Origin of the sequence: Sodalis sp. (in: enterobacteria), assembly GCF_047607725.1 — a bacterium.
In the GTDB taxonomy this organism is placed as follows: Bacteria; Pseudomonadota; Gammaproteobacteria; order Enterobacterales; family Enterobacteriaceae; genus JBLKSS01.
Genome location: NZ_JBLKSS010000324.1, coordinates 1 through 25,023, shown reverse-complemented (window position 1 = coordinate 25,023; position 25,023 = coordinate 1). Strand labels below are relative to the sequence as shown.

Genomic DNA, 25,023 nt, shown 5'->3' with positions numbered 1-25,023 from the left:
TCGCCCGCCTGATTTGGCACATGAGCCATAACTTCCGCTTCAAGCAGGCATGGAGTAACGGCATTTGGTACGCCCAGCGCGAAGTCACAGGACTTCCCTCACCCCAGCCGATGGAAGTCCGTCACATCCCGCATATCGCCCGAGAATGCGAACGCATATGGGCTGTTATAGAACGCCTGCAATCTGCTATGGTAGAGGCCGAGAGGCGAACCATTCGTCAACTGGTGCGCAAGCGGGAGAATGTAGATAGCGTGATGGGTGAAATCGATAGCTTGCTTCTTGAAGCCAGCCAGAGCAACACCTTCATGCTCACCGATACCCTGACTCGCTGGCATAAGTCCGAGCTCGGCCAGTTCGCGCAGAGGCACTGACAACAACCCCGGCTCGTTGAGGGCCGGGGAAGGTGGCTTTCTTAAAATATCTACACAGCTGCAAGCATAAAAATTATAAACGTACTTGCTAAACTCAAATAGGGCAGTTACCATGCAAGCATGTTTTTTAAAAATGGTGCTTGCTTGTGGTAACAGAAAAGAAAGAATGCATGGGGAGAGCTAAAGGTGGGGTAGCCCGTGCAGAGTCCCTAACACAGGAACAACGTACTGAGATTGCAAAAAAAGCAGCGGCAGCAAGATGGGAAACTGACGATGGCGTAGAGGTTGCTAAGAAAGCTGGCAACATAACAATAGGTGATATGACCATACAGTGTGCCGTTCTGGAAGATGGATCGCGAGTGCTTTCAGAAAGAGCTATAACCAAGGCATTTGGCGGTAAGCGAGGTGGATCACACTGGAAGAGAATGAAAAATAATCCAGATTGCGCCTATTTACCTGTTTTTCTTTCAGCAAAAAACATTAAACCATTCATTAATAACGAATTATTGGAAGGTCTTGCCCGGCGCCGACTTTTCAAAAGCAACAAAGGGGCCTCACCAGCATACGGTATTGAGGCGTCTTTGCTGCCAAAGATTTGCAACGTTTATCTCAAAATGAGAGATAATGGCAATACTCTTCTACCTTCTCAAATACCGATTTCAGTTCAGGCTGATATTGTGATGAGAGGTCTTGCAGAGGTGGGCATTGTTGCCCTTGTCGATGAGGCTACAGGTCATATAGACGAAAAGCGTCAAGACGAATACCGCACCTTATTCCAGGATTTTATCAGAGAACAGGTCAAAGAATACTCAAAAGAATTTCCGAAACAATTTACGGATGGTTTCTATCGCCTCTACGGATTGACGCAGAAGACCCCAGTGCGTCACCCTCAGTTCTTCGGAAAATTTACCCGAAAATATATATACGAGCCGTTAGCGTTAAGTAAAGGCGCTGTTTTGGATATGCTTGATGAGCAGAACCCTGTTGTATATGCCAATGGCAAGCGGAGATATAAGATGTTCCAGTTCCTAACAGAGAACGTAGGTATGCCTATATTTAGGGCACACTTATGGCAGGTGGTAGGCATACTATCAAGCTCAAGGAACAAAACAGAATTCGACAGAGCCTTTAAACGAGCGTTTCCGCGCACAGGAACTCAAATGCACGGCCTGAGTGATGAAGAAAATTAATTCACCATTTTTCATAGTCAACCTCAGCAAAATTCGTTTATAATTCACGCACGACCTCCTTGACCGTAGTATCGATACCAAAACCAGACATGAAAAAGCCCCGCACTGCTTGTAACAGTCGGGGCTTACGTTTTTCAGGCACAAAAAAACCGCTCTCAGCGGGCAGGATGTTAAGGAGATAAGCATTGAGTGAATCAACATTGACCAGAGAATTCCTGCAGGAAATAGTGGAACTATGCAGGAATGCAAATTACAAGCCATTCGACACAATTCACGCAGAAAACCGGGGACGAGTCTGTACTAGTGAAAATGTCGAAAATATGGCTCTTGCGCTAGTGAAAAGCGCTAATCAAGTGGACGAATTGACAATGTGGGTTAAGCGATTAGCCCACTCACTTAGAAATGCAAGACCAGACAGCAAGTTACATTCCCGTGCTATGGAATATTTGAGCAGAAATGGATTGATTCGTGTTGATGATATTTTGCGTTGACTGCTCCCCGCCCTGAAGGCCGGGGATTTCGATGGCATACCGCAACCTGAGCAAGGTATACTCCACCGATGACAAAATCCTCACTATCCCAACACGACGCCCTGTTCAAAAAGTTTCTCGGCGATATCGCCGTCGCTCGGGGACTTTCTGGAAATTCATCTGCCGCCACATCTGCGGGAGCGGTGCACTTTCAGCACTCTGGCGATGGAATCGGGCAGCTTCATCGAAGACGACCTTAAGAACCAATGCTCGGACATGCTATATTCAATGAAGACCACGACGGGCCATGATGGTTACGTCTACTGCCTTGTCGAGCACCAGAGCCGACCGGAAAAGCTGATGGCGTTTCGCCTGATGCGGTATGCCGTCGCCGCGATGCAGCGGCACCTTGAGCAAGGTAATGACTCTTTGCCGGTGGTGATTCCGTTGCTGTTCTACCACGGCACCACGTCGCCGTATCCGTACAGCACCCAATGGCTGGATTGCTTTGCTGACCCTGAACAGGCAGAATCAGTCTACAGGCAAGCATTCCCGCTGGTTGATATCACTGCTATGCCGGATGATGAAATACTGTCTCATCGGCGGGTAGCTCTGCTAGAGTTAGTGCAGAAGCACATCCGAACTCGGGACATGTTAGAACTAGCCGCTGATATCGCTCGGTTGCTGAATCTATGGGCGATACCGAAAGAGCAGTTCCGTAGCCTGATGTACTATATTGCAGAACGCGGAAATACTTCGGATGAGGCGCAATTCCTACAGCATATCGCCACCAAAGCAACAGACTACCGGGAGGACATCATGACCATTGCAGAGCAGCTTGAAGCTAAGGGCATCCAGAAGGGCATCCAACTCGGGCGTCAAGAAGGCATCCAGCTTGGCGAGCAGAAAGGCATAGAAAAAGGTGAAAAGCTTGCCTCGCTCAAGATCGCCCAACATATGCTCAACAGTGGCCTAACTCGGAGTGCGGTGAAACAGTTTACCGGTCTCTCCGACCTTGAGCTGGATGATTTGTTGAGTTAGTAGATTCTCTAGCATTAATTTTTACTATCGATATCTGTCTTGCTAAAGGTTGCGCTCTCACTCTATTTAGAGATAGGAAAAAATAAAATTGAAGAAGAGAATAACGTTATTAACACTACTGATAAGTAACTTAAGCTTTGCCAACACTTATCTGTCTAGCGAACAAATTCCTAATAGCCTTTATATCTTACCACCTCCACCAAAAGAAAAAAGCGCAGCGTTCAATGCAGATAAAAGTGTGTATGTTCGCCCAGAAATCGCATCAAAAAAATCAGATTGGAATGAGGCCATAGAAATCACTGATTCGAATAACATTGATGAATTATTTTCAGATGCAGTAGGCTTCAAGATAACTGAGGAAAACACACCTAAGACAGTGGAGCTATTACGTTCTGTTGTTGCCTTGATTAATAGCCAGGTGGTAAAAAACACAAAACAGTACTACAACAGACAGCGGCCTTTCGTATACTTTAACACTCATTCATGCACACCAGAAAAAGAAAATTCTCTTAAAAAAAATGGTGATTATCCATCTGGTCACTCTGCTACTGGTTGGGCACTTGCCTTGATACTATCTGAAATATATCCAGAAAGAAAAGAGGAAATACTAAAACGAGGATATAAAATCGGTGAATATGGAATTATTTGTGGTGTCCACTGGAAGAGCAGTGTAGATGCTGGACGTCTTATTGCCTCTTCAGTAGTATCCGCTCTGCATTCTAGCCATGAATTTAATCAAGATTTTGAAAAGTCAAAAAATGAAATAAGAAAAAAAATATCAGAGAATTTATGGATAAATACTGTTTATGCGCCAACATACATGGTTAATATCGATAATAAATGGTTTCTAGTTGATTGCTGGCATAGTAGAATCCTGTGGAATGATAAATTAGATGAAAACTTATCGAACTGGAAAACAATGGAGAACAAATTTTCATCTCATACTCTGGCATATGATGGGAGAAAATATTGGGCAACTGAAGATACTGAACATGGTAGAATAGTATTCTACACTTTTGAAGGGAAGGATTTCAAAGAAGTCACATCTATAGATAACTTAGGAAGGCGTACTCATAGAACAATTTTTGACAAAGAACGTAATCAATTTATGTTATTGTCGGCAACAACCGGAGATTTTTGGCGTATATCGATAAAGGATGACAAAGCAAAGATAGATTCACATGTAAAGCTTCCATATTCGCTTTCTGCTAATGATAATCATTTTGAAATAAGATCATTTACGATTCATGATGTGTTCATATACTATGTTTCATCAAAATCAACACCAGAAATCCTTGTTACAAAAAACAACAAAGAATTGACAGAAGTAAAAAGAATACCGGTCTCTCAAGATTTTCAAAACATGCAAGAAATTTACTTTTTCCCTGATGGGAAAGTGTTTATTTCCTCAGATTACAAAAAAGTAGCAATACTTGAAAAAATAGAGGACATAAAATCAGCAGAAAATATGTATAATGCATTTGAGTTTGTCGCATCACCATACTTTATTTCATCCTACAAAAACAATTATATTATACCTGAAATAGATTACAAAACAGAGGAAAATAATAGTTATGGACTTAATGGCGTAGGATTATGGCAATACAAAAATTGCAAGCTTAAAAAGATAAAAGAACTCATAAGATTTACCAGCGAAAATATAGAAAATAAAAACAAAAAGTCTGAGATAAAGTTTCAAGTCTACCTAATCGACAAAGGGGTCAGTGACCCCTTTCAACAACACTAATTTTATTTATTTTTGTAAAGCTTTTATCATCATAAAAAATACCACTTTTTTTATCATAAAACATTCCTGGCTGACAAAAGATAGTATCGTCATAGCGGATGGTGTAATAGCCTTTGCGTTGATAATCATCGCTGGCGACAATAATATTTTCAACTCGATTGCTACCCTCTGGTATCAAAGCATACGAGCCTGTATCTTTCATCATGAATATTCCTCTAAAATAATGAAACCATCTCCACCTTTCCCGGCAGCATACTGGGTATCATCATTAACGTATGACCCTATAGCTCCACCTCCTCCCGGAAAAGATCCATCATCACCTTTTAATGAAACGTGTGGTAAAGCGTTATAACCTCCAAAAGATGCCCCGCCAACACCATTACTTAATATATCTGATGTATAAGTGCCACCTTGTCCGGCTTGCCCTCCGACCATCATTACGTTTCCACCTGAGGGCTCGCCGCCTTTGGCTAAACCTTGCCCAACTATACCGCCTGCGCCGCCGCCACAGGTGACCTGCGTACCAAAAGACGACCTACCGCCATTGCCGCCATCCTGTGAAACGCCGGCGGGCGCGGCGGCGCCGCCAGTACCCACTTCAATGCTCACGGACGAAAGCGACGTTGCATCCAGTAACGCTTCGGCATAGGCTCCGGCCCGCGCCGGACACCGAACCCCGATTTTGTTTGGACATGCCCGCACCGCCTCCGCCTGCGCCCCAGCATTTCACGCGGACTTTCCGTGTCCCCGGTATGGGGGTATAGGTGCCGCTGTGGGTGAAGGACTGGATATTCAGCAGACGGCCACCGCTGAGAGTATCAGCTATCGCCTTAACAGCTTTTGGTGTCGCAGTCAGCGTCTCGCTGTCTGTGGCGCTGCTGAGTTGGGTAATGCCCGCAACTGTTGTGCTTGCATTTACGATACGCTGCACAAGGCCACTGCCGTCGCCAACAATCTCTCTCGACTCACCCTTGGGCACCACAACGCCCACCCCCGCTTTCGTACGACAAATCAGCGAGCCACTGCCCGTACATTGATTCACCCCCGTCCAGCTCTTTTGCCACGCGGGGAAGATAACCGCTACATTGGCCTTCAGGTCGCCAGAGAGCACGATACGCGCTTTAGCTGCCTGCAATGCAGTCAGCGTTACATCCGCTTTTGACAACCCGGATAGCGTGGCAATACCGTAGTTTTCTGCCGGTACCCAGCCTGTAAGCCGGCCGTCTGTCACCTCGGGATTATCCAGATTGTTATCGACGGTGTTCAGCCAGAAGCCGCTGTTCTCCGCGTTCGGAATTTTCGCACCGGCGGGGTAACCGCCGATGGCTTTGGCAAACGCCGCATCAAACGGGTAGCCCGCCCCGGCATTGGCCCAGCGCCCCATCGCCGAGAGCTCATTGAGGATACCGTTAAAGTCCTTGCCGCTGGGCGGAATGCCACCTGAGACTTTGGGCACCATCGTTTCAGGCGGAAAGCCCAGACTCAACGAGGCCTCACCGCTGCCGGTTTTGGTGTCCTGCGGGATATCACGCTTGTTGCCGTTCTGCCCGAACGGTATCGCGTGTTTGGTGGGGGTATGGCTGGATTTCATGTAAACTCCCATAAAAAAACCTGCATGTCGCAGGTCATTCAGTAAAATGTGCCCTCATCCATCGGATAGGTGTCTGCCGCAAAGCCCAGATTGGGCGTCGGCGCAATGATAAATCTCACCTCTACCCCGCTCGGGACCGGCATCACTGCCAGCGTTTTCAGTATCGCCAGGTCAGACGGCGTCGGCGGAAACTCGAACACAATGTTCATGGTCATATCCCGCCCGTCGGTGCAGTACACCTTGCCCCGGTCAGTAAACAGAATGCGCAAAAAGCGGTTAATCGACGGGATGGTGGCATCGGTAATATTGCTAAAGGCTTTTGCCCGTATCAGCTTGCGGTAGGCGTCATCGGTTAATCTGACCACCGATGAGGGTTGTAGCCCGGCGTAAAACGGTGACACATCGAACGGCTGCGGGTAACCGTCAATGGTGGTAATTTCAGCCTCGTCAAAGCCCAGATAATCCGGGGTATCTTCCACCGTCAGATAGCGCGACACGCCGACAATTTTTCCCCAGATATCCAGACCATAGGTTTGTGCCGTCTCGATGTCCCATACCGCCGTTAAAAAGGTGTCGGTAAAGCGCTCGAGACTGACGGCCTGCTCAAAGGTGGCTATCACAGCATTTAATGCCGGTGATGCCGCATACTGCGCCTGTATCGTCTTCAGGTAGTTCATGCCGTCACCACCTGAATAGCCGTCTCTGACGTCACCGGCACCTGGTCAATGCCCAGCGTCACCCCCGACGACCAGTGCTGAGCGTCCAGCGATAACTCTATCACTGCAATATTCAGCCTGACCGGGTCAACCGCCGCCACACCGGCATAAAACCGCCCGGCAGGGATAAGCGCCCCGATGGTCGCGGCGGCGTTGATATCGTCCTGCCCGGTAAAGGTCTTGATAATCGCCTGCTGGATACGACTATCGGTATCGGCGGGCAGCTCTGTGCGCTGATTTTGCAGCGTCACCCGAAAAGACACCGTGGTGGGCTTTGCCGTCTGCCACTGCAAGGCGTATTCGGGATATGGTGGGCTGTAGCCCTCGGTATGCTGAACGGTGTAATGCGTATCGCCGTTCATCTCACAACCGGGTGCCTTGTTGTTGAAAATAGCCTGGGCAATATCGGCCTGTGCACCGCCATAAACACCAATGTAGACCGAATGCGGGGCCACGGAAAATCCCGTCGCACCCCTTGTCACGGCCTCGCTCTTGCGATTTGACCAGACATAGGCGTCGGTCACGCCGGGCACCGCCAAGAGCGCCGCCTGAAGAGACACATCCAGATTGCGTGCATTCGCGGCGACAGAACGACGCCGGCGCGCTTCAAACGCCGTACGGCCTTCGACCTCATTGCCCAACACGCCCGCGGCGTGATTCGTGATGGCCGACCAACCCGGTACTGCCCGGTAAATCTGGATTAACTCCCCGGCACCACAGGGGATCGGCCCCTGGGTCGTATTCTGAAACAGCACCTCAGCGCTGCCGCTCGCGGGCAGGGTGGCAGCATTGACCGCAACATACTGATAGCCGCGCGTATCTTGCGCCAGACTGCCCGCGGGAATGACCGCCCCCACCGCGCCACTACAGGTCGCCGTCACCAGGGTGCCCCGTCCGGCAATGCGCGTCAGAAAATAAAGCCGCCCGATGCCATCCTGAAAACGCCCGGCGGCATAATCCGGGTTAATCTGGTTAAACAGGCACAGCAGCCGGTCATACACCTCGGCAATGATTTCCGCTTCGCTGCTGGCTATCTGCCCCTGTGGTGTAGTCAGTTCGCGACTCATGCCACCGCCCAGCGCAGCATCAAAATCCGCCAGGCGACCCGCCAGCACATCGGCAATATCGGGAATAGCCAGACCCGCTGAGGTGAGCGTGACGCCCGGTACCGCAGTCGTTAAGGTTTTCTCGTTCATAAAGACACCTGGCTGCTTTCTCCATGCGTATCGACCACCGCGATAACGCCGCTGGCCCCGCGCTTATCACGATGGGCTATTACTGTGGCTCTGGCCAGCGCCCCGTAGGGCAGTCTCATCGCCTGTTGTTCAAGCTGCGCCTGGATAAAGGTGGTCGTGGTGGGCTTACCCAGTATTTCACTCATCCACGGTATGCCAAGCTTGTCATTGAACCACACCTCGCCTAAAAACGTTTTACAGGCGCTCGCCACGTCCTGTGCCACTGCGGCCGCCTCGGACACCGTGGCAAGATGACCGGCCCCGTCCAGCGTGATATCCCACGTCTGTGAATTCAATTTCAGTGATTGTGTTAGCATGCTTACTCCGTCGGAATATCGGGCGGTGCAGACGTGACGCGACTGCTGCCGCTCTCCACACCCTGTACGTCGTGCCGGTGGGCATTAAAATGGTCGCGCAAGTCTTTGAGCGACACGCTATTACTGCCGGCATGGTCAACGATATCCCCCGTGAAGGCCGCGAGCGGCGTATCAATGGTCACCCCTTCCGGGGCCTTGAGGGTGGCATGGTGGCAAGAAACATTGACCGGATTGGGGGTAACGATATTGATCGCGTTTTTCGCCAGCTCCAGATATTGCGTTGGAAAGGCATTCAGCAGACCGCCCAGATAAACACCGTCCGTGCGCGAGTGGCGACGCTGGCTACCCGCCAACGCCCCCCTGCGGTTGGCGACAACCAGGCTGATATCCCGGTCACAGACGGCAAACAGCCCGATATCCCCCGGCTCCGGGTTCATGATGATAGCACTCCCGCCACATTGCCAGCGCAGGAAACGGACACCGTAGACCGTGCCGTGCGTTATCGGTTTGCCCTCGGGATCGGCGCGGTTAACCAGCGGGGTCACATCGACAGTTTGTGCCGCCGGATCACAGGCATTGACGCACGCCAGCTCAATAAACACCTTGCCGGACAGCATTTTTTCAATCATAAATTCAATACTGCCCGCATCGCTATTGCTGTATTCCGCGCTGATATACGGCGTTGTCATCGGTGACACTCTCCTTGGTTGCCTGGCAGACCGTTTGCCACACCCCGCCTTCGCTCCAGGTGGTCAGCACATGATCGGCGGCAAAAATAATGTAGTTGCCTGTGGCATTCGGTAATTCAGTCTCAAGATAAACCGCCCTGCCCACACTCAGCATCGGGGAGTAGACGGTATTAAACAGGATCCCGCGGGGGGTAAAGACCGGGTAACCAATCAGGCCATGTGCCGGGCTGATGTGCGGACGCAGGCCATCACGTTGTTTTACCCAGGCATGAAACGTATTCTGCTCATCCACAAAGGCGCTGAGGCGGTAATCGAGACAGATATGGATCAGTTGCTCAAAGGGGCTGCCCTCGTAATAGGGATTATTGGCCACACCGGACACATCGTGCAGATCCACCCCCATACCGGCGGCACGGGCGATGGCGCTCAGCATACGGGTCAGTTTCACTGCGTCCTGATGGGTAAAGGGGGCCGCCGCCCGCTGTCTTGCCGCCAGCGCGGCCACCGCATAGAGGTGAAGGGCCGGCTCTGGAGCGGCATTCATATCCGCCCACGCCGACACAATGCCTCCCTGAAAAATCTGCCCGTCTTTATGATAAAGGCCGATCCGCAGCGTGTCCGGTGAGCCAGTATAGATACCTTGCCCCTTGCTGGAGAGCATCGACAAGAGTGTTAGCGACAACCCGCGCAGGGTGATCTCGGCGGTAAAACCCTGTATTCCGGTACAGGCGCGCATGATCACCTGCGCCTTGACGTTGCTCAGGGTAATTTCATCGGTATTGTGGTTATCGAAAGCCCCCTGAGTCAGCGTAAAACGCACACTTAATGTTTTATGCTCATACATTCAGTTCATCCGCCGTCAGATAAAAAAGCCGGAAGCGATCGCCCAGCTGTGACCAAACCGGATCCTCCGTCCCTTCCCGGTCTGAAAAAAACAGGTCACCGGCAAAGCCCAGATAACCATATCGCACCAGACGGCTCATATTCAGGCAGGGGATCCCCTGAAGCAACGGCTTGCCCTCTACCGTCAAATCCAGATAAAGGCCGTTGGGCATTTGAAACAGGCGGATAAGGCAGGATTGCCCCGCCAGCCCCACAGTAAACTGCTGGGCCTTCAGGGGGCTAAGTGACATCTCCAGCATCAGAAAAGTCCTTGCGCGATAGCGTGAATATCTTGACGAAGGGCGTTACCGGTGGCGCTACCGACCGCCTGCGGCGATTGCCCGACTGTCTTGAGTGCGCTGGTAAAGCCCGGCGCGGGAACAGGCTGCCCGCTGCGTGCCTGTGATGTCCGTACCGCTTTCACTGTATCCAAACTCACACTGCGGGTATTACCGGGTACCGATTCAGTGACCGCACTGGCACTCTTCGCCGTGGCATTGGCGGCAGGGCGGTTACGCGTCGCCGGGGAGGACAGCACGACCTCGGTCGCCTGTATCACTTCCTGAAAAAATAGATCCACGACCAGCAAGGTGACGCCGTTTCTTGCCGTCACGCTGTAGTCCTTGCCCACCAGATCATAGCTGACAAACGTTTCTTTCGGTGTTTCAATATCGTACAGATCGGTATTGGCGATCATGTCGTCGATGGCCGCCAGGATATCTCTTTGGCTGGTCAGCGTCAGGTTAGCCAGATTTGGTATTGAGCAGGCATATCCGGTAAAGCCGTTAATCGCCACCCTGACTGTCAGCTTGCCGGGCGACTGGATCTTGTTGAAGGCACCGTACTGGCCTTGGGCCACGGGTGCAGTAAGAATGCTTGCCCCTTTGGTGGGCTGCAGCGCCACGACGCCATCAAACCTTAATGCGTTTTCTGACGTCTTATGCTTTAGAATACGGTAAGACGCCCCGACGATACTGTTGATGATACTGAGTGGACTGCCACCGCCCAAGGCATTGAACAGGGTGGCGGCATTGATATTCAGTATATTGCGATTAACGAACGCCATAGGGCCCCCTTTACGGCATGACGCCGCTGATATACGGCGCGGTCAGCTGCGATTGGCGCGCCTTTTGCTGTATCTGCTCGAGCAGCACATCAGCCTGTGCCGTGTTCGTCGTCACATTCACGTTCTGAATATGATTTTCCGTTACGGTATGGCTGACACGCTGGCTATGATTGACCGTCTGCGCCTGTTGGAGAGCGCGTTGCTGCTGCGGGTAGTACGCTGCCATCTGCGGATTGTCGGTACGACTGTCTGCTACCGCCTTGGCAAGGGTCAATGCGTCATAAGGGTTAGTGCCGTTTTCATGCCGAATAATGGCCGACACCAGTTTTTGCATCACGGCGTTATCATTAAGGTCAAGTCGCGTATGCGCCTCAACACCCAGCGCCTTGGAGACCTGCGTAATATAGGCGGCGGTATTATTTTCACCGGCCGGTGCCCACGTAGAGATAATATCGTTAACGGTGCGCAATGGCCGCCCGGTGGTTTGTCCGCTGTAATAGCGCATCAACTGTCCCGATAGCGCCTTGATCCCCGTGTAGGGTGTCTCGAAGATGGCATAGCGCCCATCACTCCCCGTCGCCCCCTGCTGCCCCCTAAACTCAATGTTGCCGGGATTGTTGTTGCGGATCCCCCTCGATAGGCGGCGGTATTATTTTCACCGGCCGGTGCCCACGTAGAGATAATATCGTTAACGGTGCGCAATGGCCGCCCGGTGGTTTGTCCGCTGTAATAGCGCATCAACTGTCCCGATAGCGCCTTGATCCCCGTGTAGGGTGTCTCGAAGATGGCATAGCGCCCATCACTCCCCGTCGCCCCCTGCTGCCCCCTAAACTCAATGTTGCCGGGATTGTTGTTGCGGATCCCCCTCGATAGGCGAGCAGACTGTGCATGCTGTTCAACCTGAGCGCTGTTTACCGCCAGATTGTGACGCTTCAGCCGTGCAAGCTCACGCATCTCTTCGCTTTGTGTGGCGATCCCGCCATAATGTCGTCCGTCTTTTAATGCCTTGAGTCGCTCCCACACCTCCACGCCCGATGCGGTGGTCACATACGCGCCGGTTGCCGTGAGGGCCGCTCCGAGGGCCCCTGCCCTGCCAGCCGCTCCCGCCGCGCCACCCGTCAATAATCCTTTTGCTTTGACCGCTACCCAGGCTGCTAGCAGCAGCTTCATGGCATTTTCCGCACCGCCGACCGCCGCCGTAAAGTTCTGGATGCCTGCCGCCCCTGATTTGAAAAAGGCCGCAATATCATCGCCATGATCGGCAACATATTTAATCAGGTCTTTCAGTATGGGCATCAGCGCTTCGGCTATCGGGATAATGGCGTCGTACGCCTGCAGGCTTAAAATACCCATCTGTTGCTTCAGATCTTCGAGCTGGGCATTGACCCGTTGTGCCTGGGCAATCAGCGTGGGGGTCAAACGTGAATTGCGGGTAAATGTGCTGGCGTTACGGTCAAATGTCTGGTCGTTAATGCTGCGTTGCAAGCCCGCGTCGAGTCCGAGCCGGTTAGCGTATTGCAGACGCAGATCGGCGTTTTTGAGCGATCGCAATGCCTGGCCAACACGCGCGAAGGCCTCATCGGGCGATGTCGCACCGATAATGTCTACCCCGGTGACGCCCTGTAGCTGTGATAACGCCAGCGTATAGTCATTGACATCCGTAATACCGGCACGTAGCCATGCCTGTGAATCGCGCAGGTTTTTTAGCTGCGTCATCAATGCGCCGGTACTGCTGCCGGCGGCTTCTGCGGCACGAGACAGCCCATCAAGGCGTTGTGCCGGGATAGCCAGATAAGGCAGACTGATTTCCCAGCTGGGTCAGGGTGCGCGACATGCCGCCCAGCAGGCCCGTTATGCCGCCAAGCGTCAGGGAAGCGCCAAAGAAACCCAACGCCGCCTTGGATAGCGCAGAAAAGGCGTTGACCCCCTCCCGCCCACTGGCGGCCACCTTTTTACTGAGCACACTGACCTGTTTTCCACTGTGTACCAAGTGTTTATCCAGATCATCCAGGGCAATGACGATTTTCTTTTTGTTGTTAAGAAAATCGCGGGCGTCTACCCGGTAGACATAGACATACTCATCGACGTCCATGGTTGACCTCGCTGTAATGCTGCCAGGCAGCGTGGTTATGGCTTTCCACCGCTATCATTTCCAAAAAATCCCACAGATCTTTCACGCTGTAATCCCGCTGCAGCTCAATCAAGCGCGCTTTACCTGAACGCACCACGGCAGCGATATGCGGGGAGATATTGCGGGTCGTGACCAGTGACGAGGGACTGCCGCCGTCTCTCAGGCAGGGGTAGTCGATTCGGCGGCGACGGTTAAAAAATCGAAATTGAGCCTGAAAACGTTATCTTTAAGCGCGCGCAGGGTAGAAATCTCCTCAAAATCATTATCAGGATCTAGCGCCCGCTCTATCACCTTGCCCTCATGCTCAATCCGTATTTTCACCGTGGACAACAGTCGCTGGCTGATAAGCCTGGCCGCCTCACGATCTGCATTGGCAAGGGCCGCCAGGCCGACTGTCGCCAACCCCGCCGTGCCCATCTGCACCACCTCGGGCGGAATGCTGTAAAAACGTGACTGGCCCATGACTCTGAACATCTCTTCAGCCAAATCTTCGCCCGCCACGGCGGACATTTCGGTGATGATAAACACCTTGCCCGCATCACGGTTTTGCTCTTTCACGACATACTCATGTGTTTTTCGCATTACAGGGCACTCCGGGTCACCGACTCAAAATGAAAAACGGCCTGGCGCGCGCCAAGAATACGTTGCCCTACTGGGGCTGGGGGCCAGGAATACAGCACCCCGTTAACGAAGCTGTATTTGGCTTCCAGGGCCGGTATGGACAAGATGGCATTACAGGCGAAGATCGTGATAGCGGCGCGCTGGGCGGCATACCAGTTATCAAACCGCGTCGCGGCTGACGAGGTCGGCGTCAAGCTGAGCGTCAACTCGGTCGGATTGAAGACAAAACCGGCGTGGTACTTGCCGTCCGCGGACATCAGATCTTCAGCCATTTCAAGCGCGGCGGTTTCAAACATGCTGTCAGCGGCGTAATCGTCTACATCGAAGCCCCCTGGGTAAAACTCGGGCACCACAATGCGCAGTGCGCTATTGGCACTGGTAATATTCGTAAGCATGAATTATCCTTACATAACGTCGAGAGAGGCGAGGCGGATATGCTGGATAAGGCTACCGTCAGTATAGAAAAAGACTGCCCCGGTTAATTTGCGCTCGGTGCGGTTCGTGGCACTCTGTGGCGGGATAGCCAGGTACCATCCCTCAGCATAAAGCGTGTTACTAATCTCTTTACCGACGGCATTATTCACCTGCTGGCGCTGTGAGGCGTCCAGCGTGATCCCGGTGCGGATCGCACCAAAGTTCAGGGCTTTTTGCGCCACATCAATCACACAGGCCCGCAAGGCGGTATACCCCTTTTCATTAAAGGGAAACGATTGGTTCTGTGTGAAAACAGTGGCGAAAGCCCCGAGCAGGTTGGCGTTGATCCACACCTGGCACAGAAAGGTATCGAGCCATTTAAACGCACCACTGATGGCCCCGTCTGAGGCATAGTGATAGACGATATTGTTCGCCCCGAACGTACCGTAATAGGTGTAACCGTTTGACGCCAGCGCATCGGCGAGGGTGCCATCGGTGACATTCGCAGGTAGACCCGAGAACGCGCGGAATTTATAGGAGACGCGGCCATTGGTGGCGTCAAAATTCAGTGAGCCCGCATACGCCAGCGCCGTCATGGCATAGCGGTAATCGCCGTACATCATGGCAACGTTTTGATAGCCGTTCACCGTCATTATCTGATGCGCCAGACAGTCGGGGTTATTGGCTATCGTTCCCGCCGAAGTATTATCCCAGGCGATATAGCCAAAACGGTAGTTCTGCTGCGTCGCCCAGGCAGCAAACGCCAGGCTTTGTGCTGTGGTCGGCGCAAACAGCGTAGTAAACAATACCCAGTTCTGATGCGCTCGAGTCAAGGTATCCATCGTGTCGGCAACCACTGAGGGGGCAGCGCCCTGAGACAACGCTGCACCGCTGTCAGCGGTCAATTTCAGTGCCGCGGCAGCACTCCCCGATGCAAAGATTATCGTGCTGTCTGCGCCCGCTTTTACACTGCTGACGCGAAAACGCTGCTGGACCGATAACCATTTGACTGACACCTTGTTGCCTATCGCCGTTTCAAGGGCGGCGGCGGCCGCATCATAGCTGGTCACTGCACTCAGATTGATATCACTGCTGGTCACGGATTGGCCGTCAACCGTCAGCTTGAGCTTACCGCTCACCGCTTGCAATGCCGTCACGGGCTGGCCCTTGAAACTGCCCGAGACCAACCAGGCCGACGCACCGGCCTCGTCAGTCACAAAGCGGCCTATCAGTAGCGTACTCGCCCGTGTTGTGGCGTTGTCGTAACCGTTAAAATAGAGTCCGGCTGCCGTGTATTCGTCCGACGCCGCGCCAAAATAGTCACCCACGGCGGCCTGCGTGGAAAACGCCTGTACGCTACCGGTTGGGGCTAGGTCATTGCCGGTCAGCAACAAGCCCGTCATATCCAGCGCCGTGCCTGCCGCACTGATGACGCCCGGGGTAATAGAAAAATCGCGTTGTAAGGGGATCATGCTAAAGTCTCTTGGTCTGCCTGATAAGGCGATACCGCCGCCCAGTCAAAAAACGCCTGCGGAATGATAATGTCAATCTGGGTCTGCATCGTCAGGGTGACGATGTAGCGCTCAAGGTACTGGTGTGCATCGGTATTAAACACATTCTGATGAACGTCACTGGCATACAATGGCGTTATGGCCGGATGAAGGGCATGGATAGCGTCCACGGCGTACCCATCACGAAACAGCGTCTCCAGCATCACCGCGTTTTCAGCAGCATGACGGCCGTAAAGGTCAATTTGAACATCAAGGGTGCGTAGCACGTGTTTCGTCACCGTGCTGCTGTCGGTATTACCGGTATCCTGGTTCGTCGCCCAGGTGGTCCCTAGCCGCTTGAAGAACAACGGCGTCATGATAGCGACATCGCCATGGGGCATGGGGACCCGGTTAACCTGTGACGACCAGACTTCACCGATCCCGATGTTGCCGACCAGAAATGCCTGAAGCACATCAAGGATATCATCCAGCGTTAAGGTCACTTGCATCATCCTGCCTCCTGACCAGGAGCCGGCACCAGTCCGGCCACAGCTCTATTGCCTGTTCAACCAGCCAGGTCTCGCCATTGACAAGAAACAGATCGCCGCCTATTTGCTCACGGCGTACTGCCCCATAAAAATTGCCGTCAACGTAAATGGACTTCACTATCCCCTGAAGATTCAGGCCGTCAACATGCTGCAGATCGTCGGATGATAATGGCTGAAACTGGATAGAGACGCGCTGATCTGGCTGGTATTGGGGTTTCTGCCTGGCACCGGGTGATGCCGTCCACCCGGACGCGCGACGTACGCGCGCCTCAATAAACGGATTGACGCGGCCAATCGCCCGGCTGGCCAGCTTATGCAGGTTCATCCTCGCCTCCTACCCAGTGCGTGACGCTGTTTAACATCACACGTGTATCAACCAGAGGATCATCGTTAAGGTTTTTGGGCGGCGCTTGTCGCGTGCGTCTCCGGTAAAGGGTCTTCTGTGCCAATGGTGGGGATGACAGCGCCAGAATTGAGGCCTGCACATCCGCAACCGCCTGCTCGCCCACCAGATTTAATGCTGTATCGGTGTCTACGCCGGCACGTAACGCCCGAGTACAGGTACGCACCCAGTCCGCCTGATGTTCAGCGATGGCAATACGAAAAAAAGGGCGTGGAGGCTGCCTTTTCTCCGGTCGTCCTACCTCATTCGTATAAGCCACCACCGGCACCGACGTGCCATCAGGGTAGGTTGCGCCTGAGGCAAAGCCCACTTTCAGTCTGCGTGACTGAAGCTGCTTCTCCTGCGCGTCAAGAAGGGCTTTCATCTTACGCAACGTGCCCCTCCTGTTTCGCCGGGGAAATAGGCAAACAGCCGGTAGGGTTTGGTCAGCTGCCAGAAGAGTTGCCCATATTCGCTCTGCATATACCAGACGGCGTCAAAGGGCAGTCCAGCGCCAATATCAAAAGAGACGCTGACGCTGCCTTCGCTGGCGCTGCCGATACGTCCCACAGCCCCCTCACCACCATGACCGTCCGCGTCACCATAGCGGCCATAGGCTAGGTGGGCCAGCAGCAAATACGGCAGGCGCTCGCGTTTATCGAGGTTTGATTCGAGCGAAAAATCGCTGTTATCAAACCCCATACAGGCCAGCTCAAAAAGGTGTTCCAGGGCATCATTGGTAACGTTGCCAAAGCGCGGATACCACGCCCGAAATCGGGGGATATCAAGCGTGACCGCCGCCATTTACACGCGCTCCGTGACGACAGCACCTTTACCATCGCCGTCTTTCGGCCCCACCTGCTCCATGCCGGTTTTTACCCCTTTGCGTTCACGGGTGGTGTCATGAATGGCGTTTTCGGACTTGATTTGAAAAATCAATCCCTTCTGGACATAAGGCGCGTCGGCGTAAAGCCCCAAAAATGTGTCGAACCACTCGCCATCGACATCACGGGTAATACCACAGCCATTCACACCGAAGGGCGTAAACACCCCCTCTTCAGATTTAATGCCGCGACTGGCACCGCTAAAGGTCACGCGGACGCCATCAACCGTGATGCTAAGACCGTGTGGCAGGCGGCATCCCACAATGATTTTTTGTGCCATGATTAAATCCCCAACATTTGAGCAAACAGCATCGGCTGTGTAATGACGGTACCAAAGGTTCCGGCGGACACTTTCTGCTCCCAGCTTGACGGCTGGGTGATAACCGGATGCGCGCGGTATTTTTCCGAGAAGGCCACATAGCATGACGGCTGGCCACCCCATTCCGACAGGAACATCTGCATCAGTTCACCGGCATCGGTACTGAACTGCGGCGCGGTTTCAATCACCAGATTCGGGAAGGCTTTCTTAATCATGTCTTCCAGCGAGGTGTTGAAGCTTTCATTAGCGCTTTTCAGGTAGACGGACGCCTGGTTAGAAAGCACCAGTTTTAACGGCGAGGCCATATCTACCCCATCTCCGACGGCACCGTGAGTGCGACCGACCAGATCGCCGTACAGCGCCAGAATATCGTTGTAGCGCTCCTGGATGGTTTTATCTTTCCACTGCGTTTTCTTACTGGCATTCGCCACGGGAGTAATCGGCGTGGGCAGGGACGGATCATTCAGCGCCCCGTGGTTCACGCCTGAAACGCCGTAGAAAGCGAACTTGTTGCGCACGATATTCAATGTGTTGGCAATGGCATTCTGCTTTTCAGCCACATAATTGACCAGTGCCAAACCGTAACGCTTCACTTCCAGATCGCCATAGGTGATCATGCTCTGGTAACGATACTGGCGGATATTCTCCCATTGGATATTGACCTGGTTCGCGCCGTTATTATTGTAATCGCCATAAGACACGGTCTCGCCTGAGTATTCCGAGCGGCCAATCAGATGGTAATCCAGCTCCCAGGCCCCCAGCTTGCGTTCCCCGTAAATTTCAGCCGCGCGCGTTGGTGCGAAAATGGTTTTCAGTATGGTCGGATCAATGCCGCCGGCAACGATAGCAGGAATACCGCCGTTGGTGACGGTAGAAGGCAACGGCTGCGCGTCATTGGCCAGATAGAGGCGACTGACGGACGCCGGCAGTGTCACACCACCGGCCTTGGCGCGGTTCATCACCGCATGAAAATCCTGTTGAGTAAGTCCTGACATGGTTAGCTCCAGCTCGACATTTTGAATATTTCACCGACAGCAGCGGCGGTCATGACCACGAAGGGGGTTTCCAGTGCACCGTCAACGGTGGCATCTGCCTCCCCGGTTTTCAGGGTGCCATCGGCCAGTACGGCAAATACTTTCTGCCCAATGGCGGCGGTAGTCGCGGCTTTTGCCCAAAAATCCCCGGTCATGTACACGGAGACGTGGGTACCGGCACTGATTTTCATGGTGGTCGCGTCAAATAGGCCGATGATGCCGGTCATCTCATTACCAACAAAGCCAAGCGGTTTACCGGTGCCGGTATTGTTAAGAAGCACATCACTGGTGGTGTCGCGCCAGGCGAAACGAGCCATGTTCAGGCCATTTTTCCCCGCCCGAAACCCGTCAGCCGGCGGCGGTACGGCGAAAGCATCATTACAGGAGGCAAACGCCCCTTCACGCCCAGGAGCAGGATACAGCTCGACGTTTTGTTGAAATGCCATTATTGACCTCCAAAGAAGCTGTCTACGCGGTTAACGGAATGGGCATCCATCGCCACGGTGGGCGGTTGTGAGGGCCGGGATTTCAGCACTTCAACCATTTTTGGCAACGCGGAAGGGTGAACACCTTGGGTGTCGATACCTTCTTGCGCCAGCGCCAGTCGGTACACGTCTTCGGCCGAATCACAGGCGACTTCACCAATCAGGGAGGCACAGTCGCGCTCGGCCTGACGTAACGCCATAAAGTCCGTCCAGGCCGCCTTACGGCCCTGTTCGGTTGCCTGACGGGCGATAATCGCCGCATCATTGGCGGTCAGCGGTCGCGCATCGTTGGCTTTTTTATCGTCCTCCTGGTCATCCGCTTTTTCGTTTTTGTCCTCTTCATCATCGGCTTTTTTGTCTTGCTCTTCGTCATTGGCTTTTGCGGCGCGCTTAGCCATAAACTCAGAAACCGACTGTAATTCTTCATCGCTTGCGTTTGGCAAGCGCTCCTTGAGACCCGCGAGCACATCATCCTGCGCCGAGGTGTCTTTTTCTTCTGACATGGGTAAACCCTCTGGTTTTGCGTCATTGACGAGAATATCCGGGCCCGTGCGCCCGTCCGGTACGATGGCGAGGTGATAAGCGTGAATATCGCGCATCACCCCATCATAGTTTTCACCTTCAAACTCACCCGGTGTCATATCCGCCGTGTACTTGTATGACGGGGAGAGTTCGCGCTGGATATCGGTTTCGATACCGGCCTATGCACCCGCATCCCAGACCACAATAGAGGCCACCAGGTAAGGATGTTCATAGCGCACATCGTTCATCACCGCGCCGACCGCCAATTCAGCCAGTGGCCGGGTGTTATTGTTCTCGGGATGCCCCAGCAGCACGGGAATACCGCGAAAACTGGCGGTGGACTGCTCAAGCTCCTCGGGGGCCCGTAAAAGGCGATAGAGCCGCTTTTTTTGCAGTCCAAGTTTTTCATGGCCGGGGATTTCCTCCCCGTAATAGTCGTTGATGGTGGCCTTGCTGATGCGATTGTCGCGCACAAACATCTTGCCGAACCGGTCCACCTCGCGGGCGGAGTCCATCGCAAGGCGTTCATTTCTGATTGGCATGGATTAATCCTGAAACGGGAGAACGGGCCGCCAGATGCAGCCACAGTTAATTTTTTGTCCGGGAAAAAGATATTCGCCGCTAATCAGACACCCTTTGGCGAGGTCAAACTCGCGGCCACTGGCGGCCACATGGTCAGCCCTGGGATGTTGACCGGCACCAGTGTGCTGCCAGATACCCCTGGTTATCCCCAGCGAACGTTGCCGGATAACCGCCAGCGTCGCATTGGCCTTGCGGGTCTGGTCTCGTGCAATCAGCTGCGCCCGACGCGCCGTGACGCGGTATTGCTCGGTTAACTGCTGCGTCAGGGTACCCAAATCGCTGCCGCGTGCTACTGACTGCATCACTAGTGACTCAATCTGTGTGAAATAGTTCTGCGGTATCGATTTTATCAGCGAGACATTCTCGGCGATGATCGCGGTTGAGGCATTGTGCATCTCGGCGGTCATGTTGAAATCAAGGGCAAAGCCCATCGCCTTGAGCTGCACTATCAGGGCCCGGTCAGTATGACCTTGTGTACGTGCATAAAAGGTCTTTGCTATCTCTTGCGATAATCGATTGAAGCGCCGTCCCCAACGCGTGGTGAGCTGGCGCAGCAACGTTCTAAAATGCGCCGCCGGGCTGGCATCGTTTGCCATCCCCGTCTCGTTAAAAACCGACTGGATAGCCGTTATCACCTCACGAGACATCGCCCTGATATCGCGGCGCAGCGTCCGCTCATACCAGCACGTAATGCTGGCATTGGGCAGAACCGGATCAAGCGTCTTCTTCGTATTCTTCCTCTTGTTCATGTTCCGTGTCCTTCAGGAAGCCGAAGCCGGAATGCAGGTCATTCATCAACCACTGGTGACCGTCTGCCGTATCAATGGTACCGGCGATTTGCAACGTACTGAGTGCCTGCGCGTTTTTCAGACGTACATCAGCCAGCTCAATATCACTCATCTCTTCCAGGGGATTAAACTCGAAATCAATTTCTTCACGAATTTCCCCCAACTCAGCGAGCATAATGTAATCCAGCATCGCTTTAATCAGTGGTCTAACGTCCCGCTCCTGGATCCCCGCCACGGTTTCATGCCAGACATCGATCTCACCCTGACCACTCGAGCTGAGCCCGGGGGGCAAATTGCCCAACAGCTTAATCACCGGCATCCGCGAGGGGATACACAACTGCTCCTGGTAATTGGTGGCCAGTTTTTCCAGATCGGTCATGGGAGTATTGACCTGGAAAAACTCCTCTTCTTTGTCAAGCGCCAGCACGCCACGGTTGTTGCGATACTCGGCCATCAGGTCAATACGGCGTTTGAATTCAGCAGGATTTTGCATTCTGGCGTCCATATCTGTTTTCAGGCCAGATAACGTGAACGCCTTGATGATCTTGGGAATTTCCTGGCGGATTTGCGCCCATGCATTGACGTAAGGCTCCATGAGCTGCGTCAGTGACAGGCCTCCAAAGTTGTAAGACGGTTTGAGGATTTGCGACACGGGACGCGAGACCAGGTCAATAAAACGCGAGGCATGCACCGTTTTACCCATAACAAACCACGCATCCGGGCGATAGTAATTATCGGCGAGCGGATCATTGGCATTGTACATCGCTGGGTACATCCAGACCGGCTCAACCAGACGAAACCCTTTCAACTTGCCGTTCACCTTGCGCGGATCTTTGAACAGCGGGTTCTGCTTTTCATGGTCATCCGCACCGGTATCAATATAGATATGCGCCACTCCAAACAGAGAGTCATGGAAGACGGCATGATGCACGATGTCCTTAACGCCATACTTGATTAACAAGTCTTCCATGTGCTCAACCAGCGCGGGCTCATCGGCACTGCTGGTGATTTTTATCCCTGTCCGGGTGATTTCATCGGCAAAGACCGCGTGGACATTGGCGTATTCCGGGGCTTGCGACAACATGGCAAGATACGGATAGCCCCGGAAGCCACCATACTGAAAGCCCATGCTATAGCTGTTTAACGTCTCATAAGGCGTACTGTCCATTGCCAGCGCGCTGTCGCGTTGCTCTGCGGGAATGACACCCTCCGGCGGCTTGTAGGGCTCAAACGCCGCCACCCTGGCATCATTTCCTGTATTCAACGCCGACAGCGGGATAGAAAACGGTTTTTTCGGCGAAACAGGCGCATCCGCTGTCACGCGTTTTTTATCGCGTCTGCCCATCAGTAAAAGGCCTCATCAGGAATGTGGAAAGGTTTATACGTTGGCGCAAAGGCCATAATCAGAGCGTCAGCCCGATTGGGGGACGGTATGCCGCGTTTTTTCATGTCCTTTTTACTTTCCACCTTGACCCTGCCGTTGTTGTCGTAGTCAACCCAGGGGCGCGACAATTCCGCCTTGAGATAGTCAAGTGATGAAAGACAGGATGAAAGACTAATGAGTTGGTCGTCTCTCAGCCCTTTGACAAAATCGCTATCGTCGGGATGGTGCTTTACATGCTCCACGGCCCGCCAGGTGTTATAGAATCGTTCCCGAACGCCCCACCACGCCTGTGCCTTGAGGTTTGCAAACATATCTTTGTTGGTTTTTCCATCAACATATTTTGCATCAGGTTTAAAAACGGCCCCCCCGGCATTGAAGCCAGACGCGGTAATACGACTCACTCGCCGCAAATGTGCTTTCACACCCGTCCCTACGCCGATAGAGTCAAAGATAATTTCATCAGCGATGACGCTTTCAGCGTAATTTTTCACTCTGTCTGCTGATTGAATAACATCGCCTTTATTCCACGTCTCCAGATGCATAACGACTGAACCGTGGGACAATATCAACGCATTGCTATCCTCACCCTCGTCTGCGACGTCAAAACCAATACGTTTTTTACCCGCTGGCTCAAATCCCAGCGTCATATGCGCATCGACGGCCGCAGCAATCCACAACGGCTTGATAATCGCCAGGTCGCTGTCCGCGACCGGCTCCCCTTCCCAGATGTGCAAATACAGGTCGTAATCCTTGCGCTTACACTCCTCCATTTCCAGGCGGAGTACGTCAGGAAAATGGGGATTATCGGTGTAATTCACCGTCAGCAGGCAGATATCATCCGGTGGATTGACAACAAACCGTTGATAGGTGTCGTCGAGGATATTCTTCGGGTTAAAGCTAACCCAGATTTCACTGCCCGGTTTGCGGATAGTGGGGATAAGAATATCCCAGCTCTCCTTGGTCACCGCTTCAGCTTCTTCCACCCACGCAATATCAATGCCTTCCAGCGATTTAATTTTGGTAACGTTATTTTTTATACCGTAAAACATAAACAGGCTATCGGTGGCAAGATGGCGGATATACGCTTTGTGAATCTCAAACTCCTTCAGATACCCTTCGCGCTGGATAGTGTCTGCAATCAACTGGATAACAGAATCGGCCATACTGGCTTGGAACTCACGAGCGCAAAGAAAGCGATAAGTGCCTCGTCGCGCTATCTCTACTAGTAGTCGTGCGATGGCCCATGATTTACCGCTTCCCCGTCCACCTTTGGCAATCTTGTAGCGATGTGGCTGGATGAATGGACGGAAAATAGCATTAAGATTCGTCATCATGAAATAGTGAGGAGAGTGGTTTGGTCTCTACCTGAAGTGGGCCGCCGTCTTTGCCGGTCAGCTCCTGCTTATCGGAGTAGCCATGTTTGGTCAGCATAAGCTTGGCAATCGTTGCGTTAAACTCGCCCTGCAATCCTTTGTTAATTAAACAATTTTCCTGTAGGGCCAGAATGCCCTCTACGATGTACGAAAATTCATTGGATTGTTTAGCCCAGTCGTACACTGATGAGCGCGATACGGCGAGATAGCAAGCCAATCCGGCGATGCTCGGGACAACATCACCCAGCTTTTCATAGTCCCCTAACAAATACGCTTTAGCCTTTTCCAGACTTTGTGCAAGCTCACTCGGGCGACCGACTTTATTTTTTGTTTGTCGTCCCATGTCTTATATCCTCAATCTGCCTCAAAGCGGCTTTATCCTGATTGCACATCTCCAGCGCCAGCAACAGCTTCTCGTTGAGTATCACGCTGTCGCCCCACGTCATGCGCTCCGGGATGACCGGTGGTGGACAATCATCGAGCAGCGTGGCCGGTATCGGCGCGGGTTGGATGGGCAGGTATCTTGTCTGCGTGCGCCCGCAGCCGGTTAACAGCCCCAGCAGGCACAGGCAGACGAGCACAGCGCTTAGGCGTAATGGCCTCGCGTATCTGGACAATACGGGGCTGAAAGTCCTGCACCGCGTGCTGATGTGCATCCTGTGTCGCTCCGGCTATCTGGTTGAACAGCGCTATCGCCTGTTCATAGTGGGTAAACTGTGCGCGGGCGGCGTCACGCTCGGCGACCATCGAT

At 52.9% G+C, this 25,023-nt stretch carries 31 protein-coding genes and 3 pseudogenes; 4 read left to right on the top strand and 30 right to left on the bottom strand.

Annotated elements, in window-relative coordinates; all coding sequences use genetic code 11:
* From ACMX3H_RS19405 to ACMX3H_RS19390, 4 genes and pseudogenes are all read left to right on the top strand, one after another.
* Positions 1-371: pseudogene (locus tag ACMX3H_RS19405) on the top strand (hypothetical protein); the annotation flags it as partial.
* A 146-nt stretch (positions 372-517) separates the two neighbouring features.
* Positions 518-1,561 (top strand): P63C domain-containing protein, encoded by a 1,044-nt coding sequence (locus ACMX3H_RS19400; RefSeq protein WP_415210813.1) that lies wholly within the window; start codon positions 518-520, stop codon positions 1,559-1,561.
* A 559-nt stretch (positions 1,562-2,120) separates the two neighbouring features.
* Positions 2,121-3,072: pseudogene (locus tag ACMX3H_RS19395) on the top strand (Rpn family recombination-promoting nuclease/putative transposase).
* An 88-nt stretch (positions 3,073-3,160) separates the two neighbouring features.
* Positions 3,161-4,819 carry an acid phosphatase gene (locus ACMX3H_RS19390; protein ID WP_415210812.1) on the top strand — a complete coding sequence of 553 codons (1,659 nt, stop codon included), beginning with the start codon at positions 3,161-3,163 and terminating at the stop codon, positions 4,817-4,819.
* Here the strand turns inward: ACMX3H_RS19390 and ACMX3H_RS19385 are convergent.
* From ACMX3H_RS19385 to ACMX3H_RS19240, 30 genes and pseudogenes are all read right to left on the bottom strand, one after another.
* A complete protein-coding gene (locus tag ACMX3H_RS19385) occupies positions 4,794-5,024 on the bottom strand; it encodes a hypothetical protein (RefSeq protein ID WP_415210811.1) in 231 nt (76 codons plus the stop codon). The genes ACMX3H_RS19390 and ACMX3H_RS19385 overlap by 26 nt on opposite strands.
* Positions 5,021-5,257, bottom strand: a complete 237-nt coding sequence (locus ACMX3H_RS19380) for a hypothetical protein (RefSeq protein ID WP_415210810.1) — start codon at positions 5,255-5,257, stop codon at positions 5,021-5,023. Before ACMX3H_RS19380 ends, ACMX3H_RS19385 begins: the two co-directional genes overlap by 4 nt.
* Positions 5,258-5,417: 160 nt before the next feature.
* Positions 5,418-6,410 carry a phage tail protein gene (locus ACMX3H_RS19375; RefSeq protein WP_415210809.1) on the bottom strand — a complete coding sequence of 331 codons (993 nt, stop codon included), beginning with the start codon at positions 6,408-6,410 and terminating at the stop codon, positions 5,418-5,420.
* A gap of 38 nt (positions 6,411-6,448) precedes the next feature.
* On the bottom strand, positions 6,449-7,087 hold the full coding sequence (locus ACMX3H_RS19370) for a DUF2612 domain-containing protein (RefSeq protein WP_415210808.1): 639 nt from the start codon (positions 7,085-7,087) through the stop codon (positions 6,449-6,451).
* Positions 7,084-8,322 carry a baseplate J/gp47 family protein gene (locus tag ACMX3H_RS19365; RefSeq protein WP_415210807.1) on the bottom strand — a complete coding sequence of 413 codons (1,239 nt, stop codon included), beginning with the start codon at positions 8,320-8,322 and terminating at the stop codon, positions 7,084-7,086. Before ACMX3H_RS19365 ends, ACMX3H_RS19370 begins: the two co-directional genes overlap by 4 nt.
* Positions 8,319-8,678: a hypothetical protein gene (locus ACMX3H_RS19360; RefSeq protein WP_415210806.1), complete on the bottom strand. Its 360-nt coding sequence runs from the start codon at positions 8,676-8,678 to the stop codon at positions 8,319-8,321. Before ACMX3H_RS19360 ends, ACMX3H_RS19365 begins: the two co-directional genes overlap by 4 nt.
* A gap of 2 nt (positions 8,679-8,680) precedes the next feature.
* Positions 8,681-9,367 carry a phage baseplate protein gene (locus ACMX3H_RS19355; RefSeq protein WP_415210805.1) on the bottom strand — a complete coding sequence of 229 codons (687 nt, stop codon included), beginning with the start codon at positions 9,365-9,367 and terminating at the stop codon, positions 8,681-8,683.
* Positions 9,330-10,211: a baseplate hub protein gene (locus tag ACMX3H_RS19350; protein WP_415210804.1), complete on the bottom strand. Its 882-nt coding sequence runs from the start codon at positions 10,209-10,211 to the stop codon at positions 9,330-9,332. Before ACMX3H_RS19350 ends, ACMX3H_RS19355 begins: the two co-directional genes overlap by 38 nt.
* Positions 10,204-10,509 carry a phage baseplate plug family protein gene (locus tag ACMX3H_RS19345; RefSeq protein WP_011410623.1) on the bottom strand — a complete coding sequence of 102 codons (306 nt, stop codon included), beginning with the start codon at positions 10,507-10,509 and terminating at the stop codon, positions 10,204-10,206. The genes ACMX3H_RS19350 and ACMX3H_RS19345 overlap by 8 nt, the downstream gene beginning before the upstream one ends.
* Entirely contained in the window at positions 10,509-11,315 is an 807-nt protein-coding gene (locus ACMX3H_RS19340) for a hypothetical protein (RefSeq protein WP_415210803.1), read from the bottom strand. Before ACMX3H_RS19340 ends, ACMX3H_RS19345 begins: the two co-directional genes overlap by 1 nt.
* Positions 11,316-11,325: 10 nt before the next feature.
* A complete protein-coding gene (locus tag ACMX3H_RS19335; protein ID WP_415211913.1) occupies positions 11,326-11,823 on the bottom strand; it encodes a hypothetical protein in 498 nt (165 codons plus the stop codon).
* Entirely contained in the window at positions 11,820-13,031 is a 1,212-nt protein-coding gene (locus tag ACMX3H_RS19330) for a hypothetical protein (RefSeq protein WP_415211912.1), read from the bottom strand. The genes ACMX3H_RS19335 and ACMX3H_RS19330 overlap by 4 nt, the downstream gene beginning before the upstream one ends.
* A gap of 49 nt (positions 13,032-13,080) precedes the next feature.
* Positions 13,081-13,407, bottom strand: coding sequence for a hypothetical protein (locus ACMX3H_RS19325; RefSeq protein ID WP_415210801.1), 327 nt, complete (start codon positions 13,405-13,407; stop codon positions 13,081-13,083).
* Positions 13,394-13,519, bottom strand: a complete 126-nt coding sequence (locus tag ACMX3H_RS19320; protein WP_415210800.1) for a hypothetical protein — start codon at positions 13,517-13,519, stop codon at positions 13,394-13,396. Before ACMX3H_RS19320 ends, ACMX3H_RS19325 begins: the two co-directional genes overlap by 14 nt.
* Before the next feature lie 86 nt (positions 13,520-13,605).
* Positions 13,606-14,028 carry a hypothetical protein gene (locus ACMX3H_RS19315; protein ID WP_415210799.1) on the bottom strand — a complete coding sequence of 141 codons (423 nt, stop codon included), beginning with the start codon at positions 14,026-14,028 and terminating at the stop codon, positions 13,606-13,608.
* Positions 14,028-14,462, bottom strand: a complete 435-nt coding sequence (locus ACMX3H_RS19310) for a phage tail fiber protein (RefSeq protein ID WP_011410620.1) — start codon at positions 14,460-14,462, stop codon at positions 14,028-14,030. Before ACMX3H_RS19310 ends, ACMX3H_RS19315 begins: the two co-directional genes overlap by 1 nt.
* A 9-nt stretch (positions 14,463-14,471) precedes the next feature.
* Entirely contained in the window at positions 14,472-15,953 is a 1,482-nt protein-coding gene (locus ACMX3H_RS19305) for a DUF3383 family protein (protein WP_415210798.1), read from the bottom strand.
* Positions 15,950-16,483, bottom strand: coding sequence for an LIC_12616 family protein (locus tag ACMX3H_RS19300; protein ID WP_415210797.1), 534 nt, complete (start codon positions 16,481-16,483; stop codon positions 15,950-15,952). Before ACMX3H_RS19300 ends, ACMX3H_RS19305 begins: the two co-directional genes overlap by 4 nt.
* Positions 16,455-16,844, bottom strand: coding sequence for a hypothetical protein (locus tag ACMX3H_RS19295; RefSeq protein WP_011410618.1), 390 nt, complete (start codon positions 16,842-16,844; stop codon positions 16,455-16,457). Before ACMX3H_RS19295 ends, ACMX3H_RS19300 begins: the two co-directional genes overlap by 29 nt.
* Positions 16,831-17,286, bottom strand: a complete 456-nt coding sequence (locus ACMX3H_RS19290; protein ID WP_415210796.1) for a hypothetical protein — start codon at positions 17,284-17,286, stop codon at positions 16,831-16,833. Before ACMX3H_RS19290 ends, ACMX3H_RS19295 begins: the two co-directional genes overlap by 14 nt.
* Positions 17,283-17,705: a DUF4054 domain-containing protein gene (locus tag ACMX3H_RS19285; RefSeq protein ID WP_415210795.1), complete on the bottom strand. Its 423-nt coding sequence runs from the start codon at positions 17,703-17,705 to the stop codon at positions 17,283-17,285. Before ACMX3H_RS19285 ends, ACMX3H_RS19290 begins: the two co-directional genes overlap by 4 nt.
* Positions 17,706-18,065, bottom strand: coding sequence for a hypothetical protein (locus tag ACMX3H_RS19280; protein ID WP_415210794.1), 360 nt, complete (start codon positions 18,063-18,065; stop codon positions 17,706-17,708).
* Positions 18,066-18,067: 2 nt separating this feature from the next.
* Positions 18,068-19,099 (bottom strand): hypothetical protein, encoded by a 1,032-nt coding sequence (locus tag ACMX3H_RS19275; protein ID WP_415210793.1) that lies wholly within the window; start codon positions 19,097-19,099, stop codon positions 18,068-18,070.
* Between the two features lie 2 nt (positions 19,100-19,101).
* Entirely contained in the window at positions 19,102-19,584 is a 483-nt protein-coding gene (locus ACMX3H_RS19270) for a hypothetical protein (RefSeq protein ID WP_415210792.1), read from the bottom strand.
* Positions 19,584-20,660 (bottom strand): annotated as a pseudogene (locus tag ACMX3H_RS19265) (DUF2213 domain-containing protein). The gene ACMX3H_RS19270 and the pseudogene ACMX3H_RS19265 overlap by 1 nt, the downstream one beginning before the upstream one ends.
* Before the next feature lie 30 nt (positions 20,661-20,690).
* Positions 20,691-21,476, bottom strand: a complete 786-nt coding sequence (locus ACMX3H_RS19260; RefSeq protein ID WP_415210791.1) for a phage minor head protein — start codon at positions 21,474-21,476, stop codon at positions 20,691-20,693.
* Positions 21,442-22,860, bottom strand: a complete 1,419-nt coding sequence (locus tag ACMX3H_RS19255; RefSeq protein WP_415210790.1) for a DUF1073 domain-containing protein — start codon at positions 22,858-22,860, stop codon at positions 21,442-21,444. The genes ACMX3H_RS19260 and ACMX3H_RS19255 overlap by 35 nt, the downstream gene beginning before the upstream one ends.
* Positions 22,860-24,230, bottom strand: a complete 1,371-nt coding sequence (locus ACMX3H_RS19250; RefSeq protein WP_415210815.1) for a PBSX family phage terminase large subunit — start codon at positions 24,228-24,230, stop codon at positions 22,860-22,862. Before ACMX3H_RS19250 ends, ACMX3H_RS19255 begins: the two co-directional genes overlap by 1 nt.
* Positions 24,217-24,615, bottom strand: coding sequence for a DNA-packaging protein (locus tag ACMX3H_RS19245; protein ID WP_415210789.1), 399 nt, complete (start codon positions 24,613-24,615; stop codon positions 24,217-24,219). The genes ACMX3H_RS19250 and ACMX3H_RS19245 overlap by 14 nt, the downstream gene beginning before the upstream one ends.
* A gap of 131 nt (positions 24,616-24,746) precedes the next feature.
* Positions 24,747-25,023 (bottom strand): hypothetical protein (locus tag ACMX3H_RS19240; RefSeq protein ID WP_415211911.1); only part of this gene is annotated, 277 nt, incomplete at its 5' end.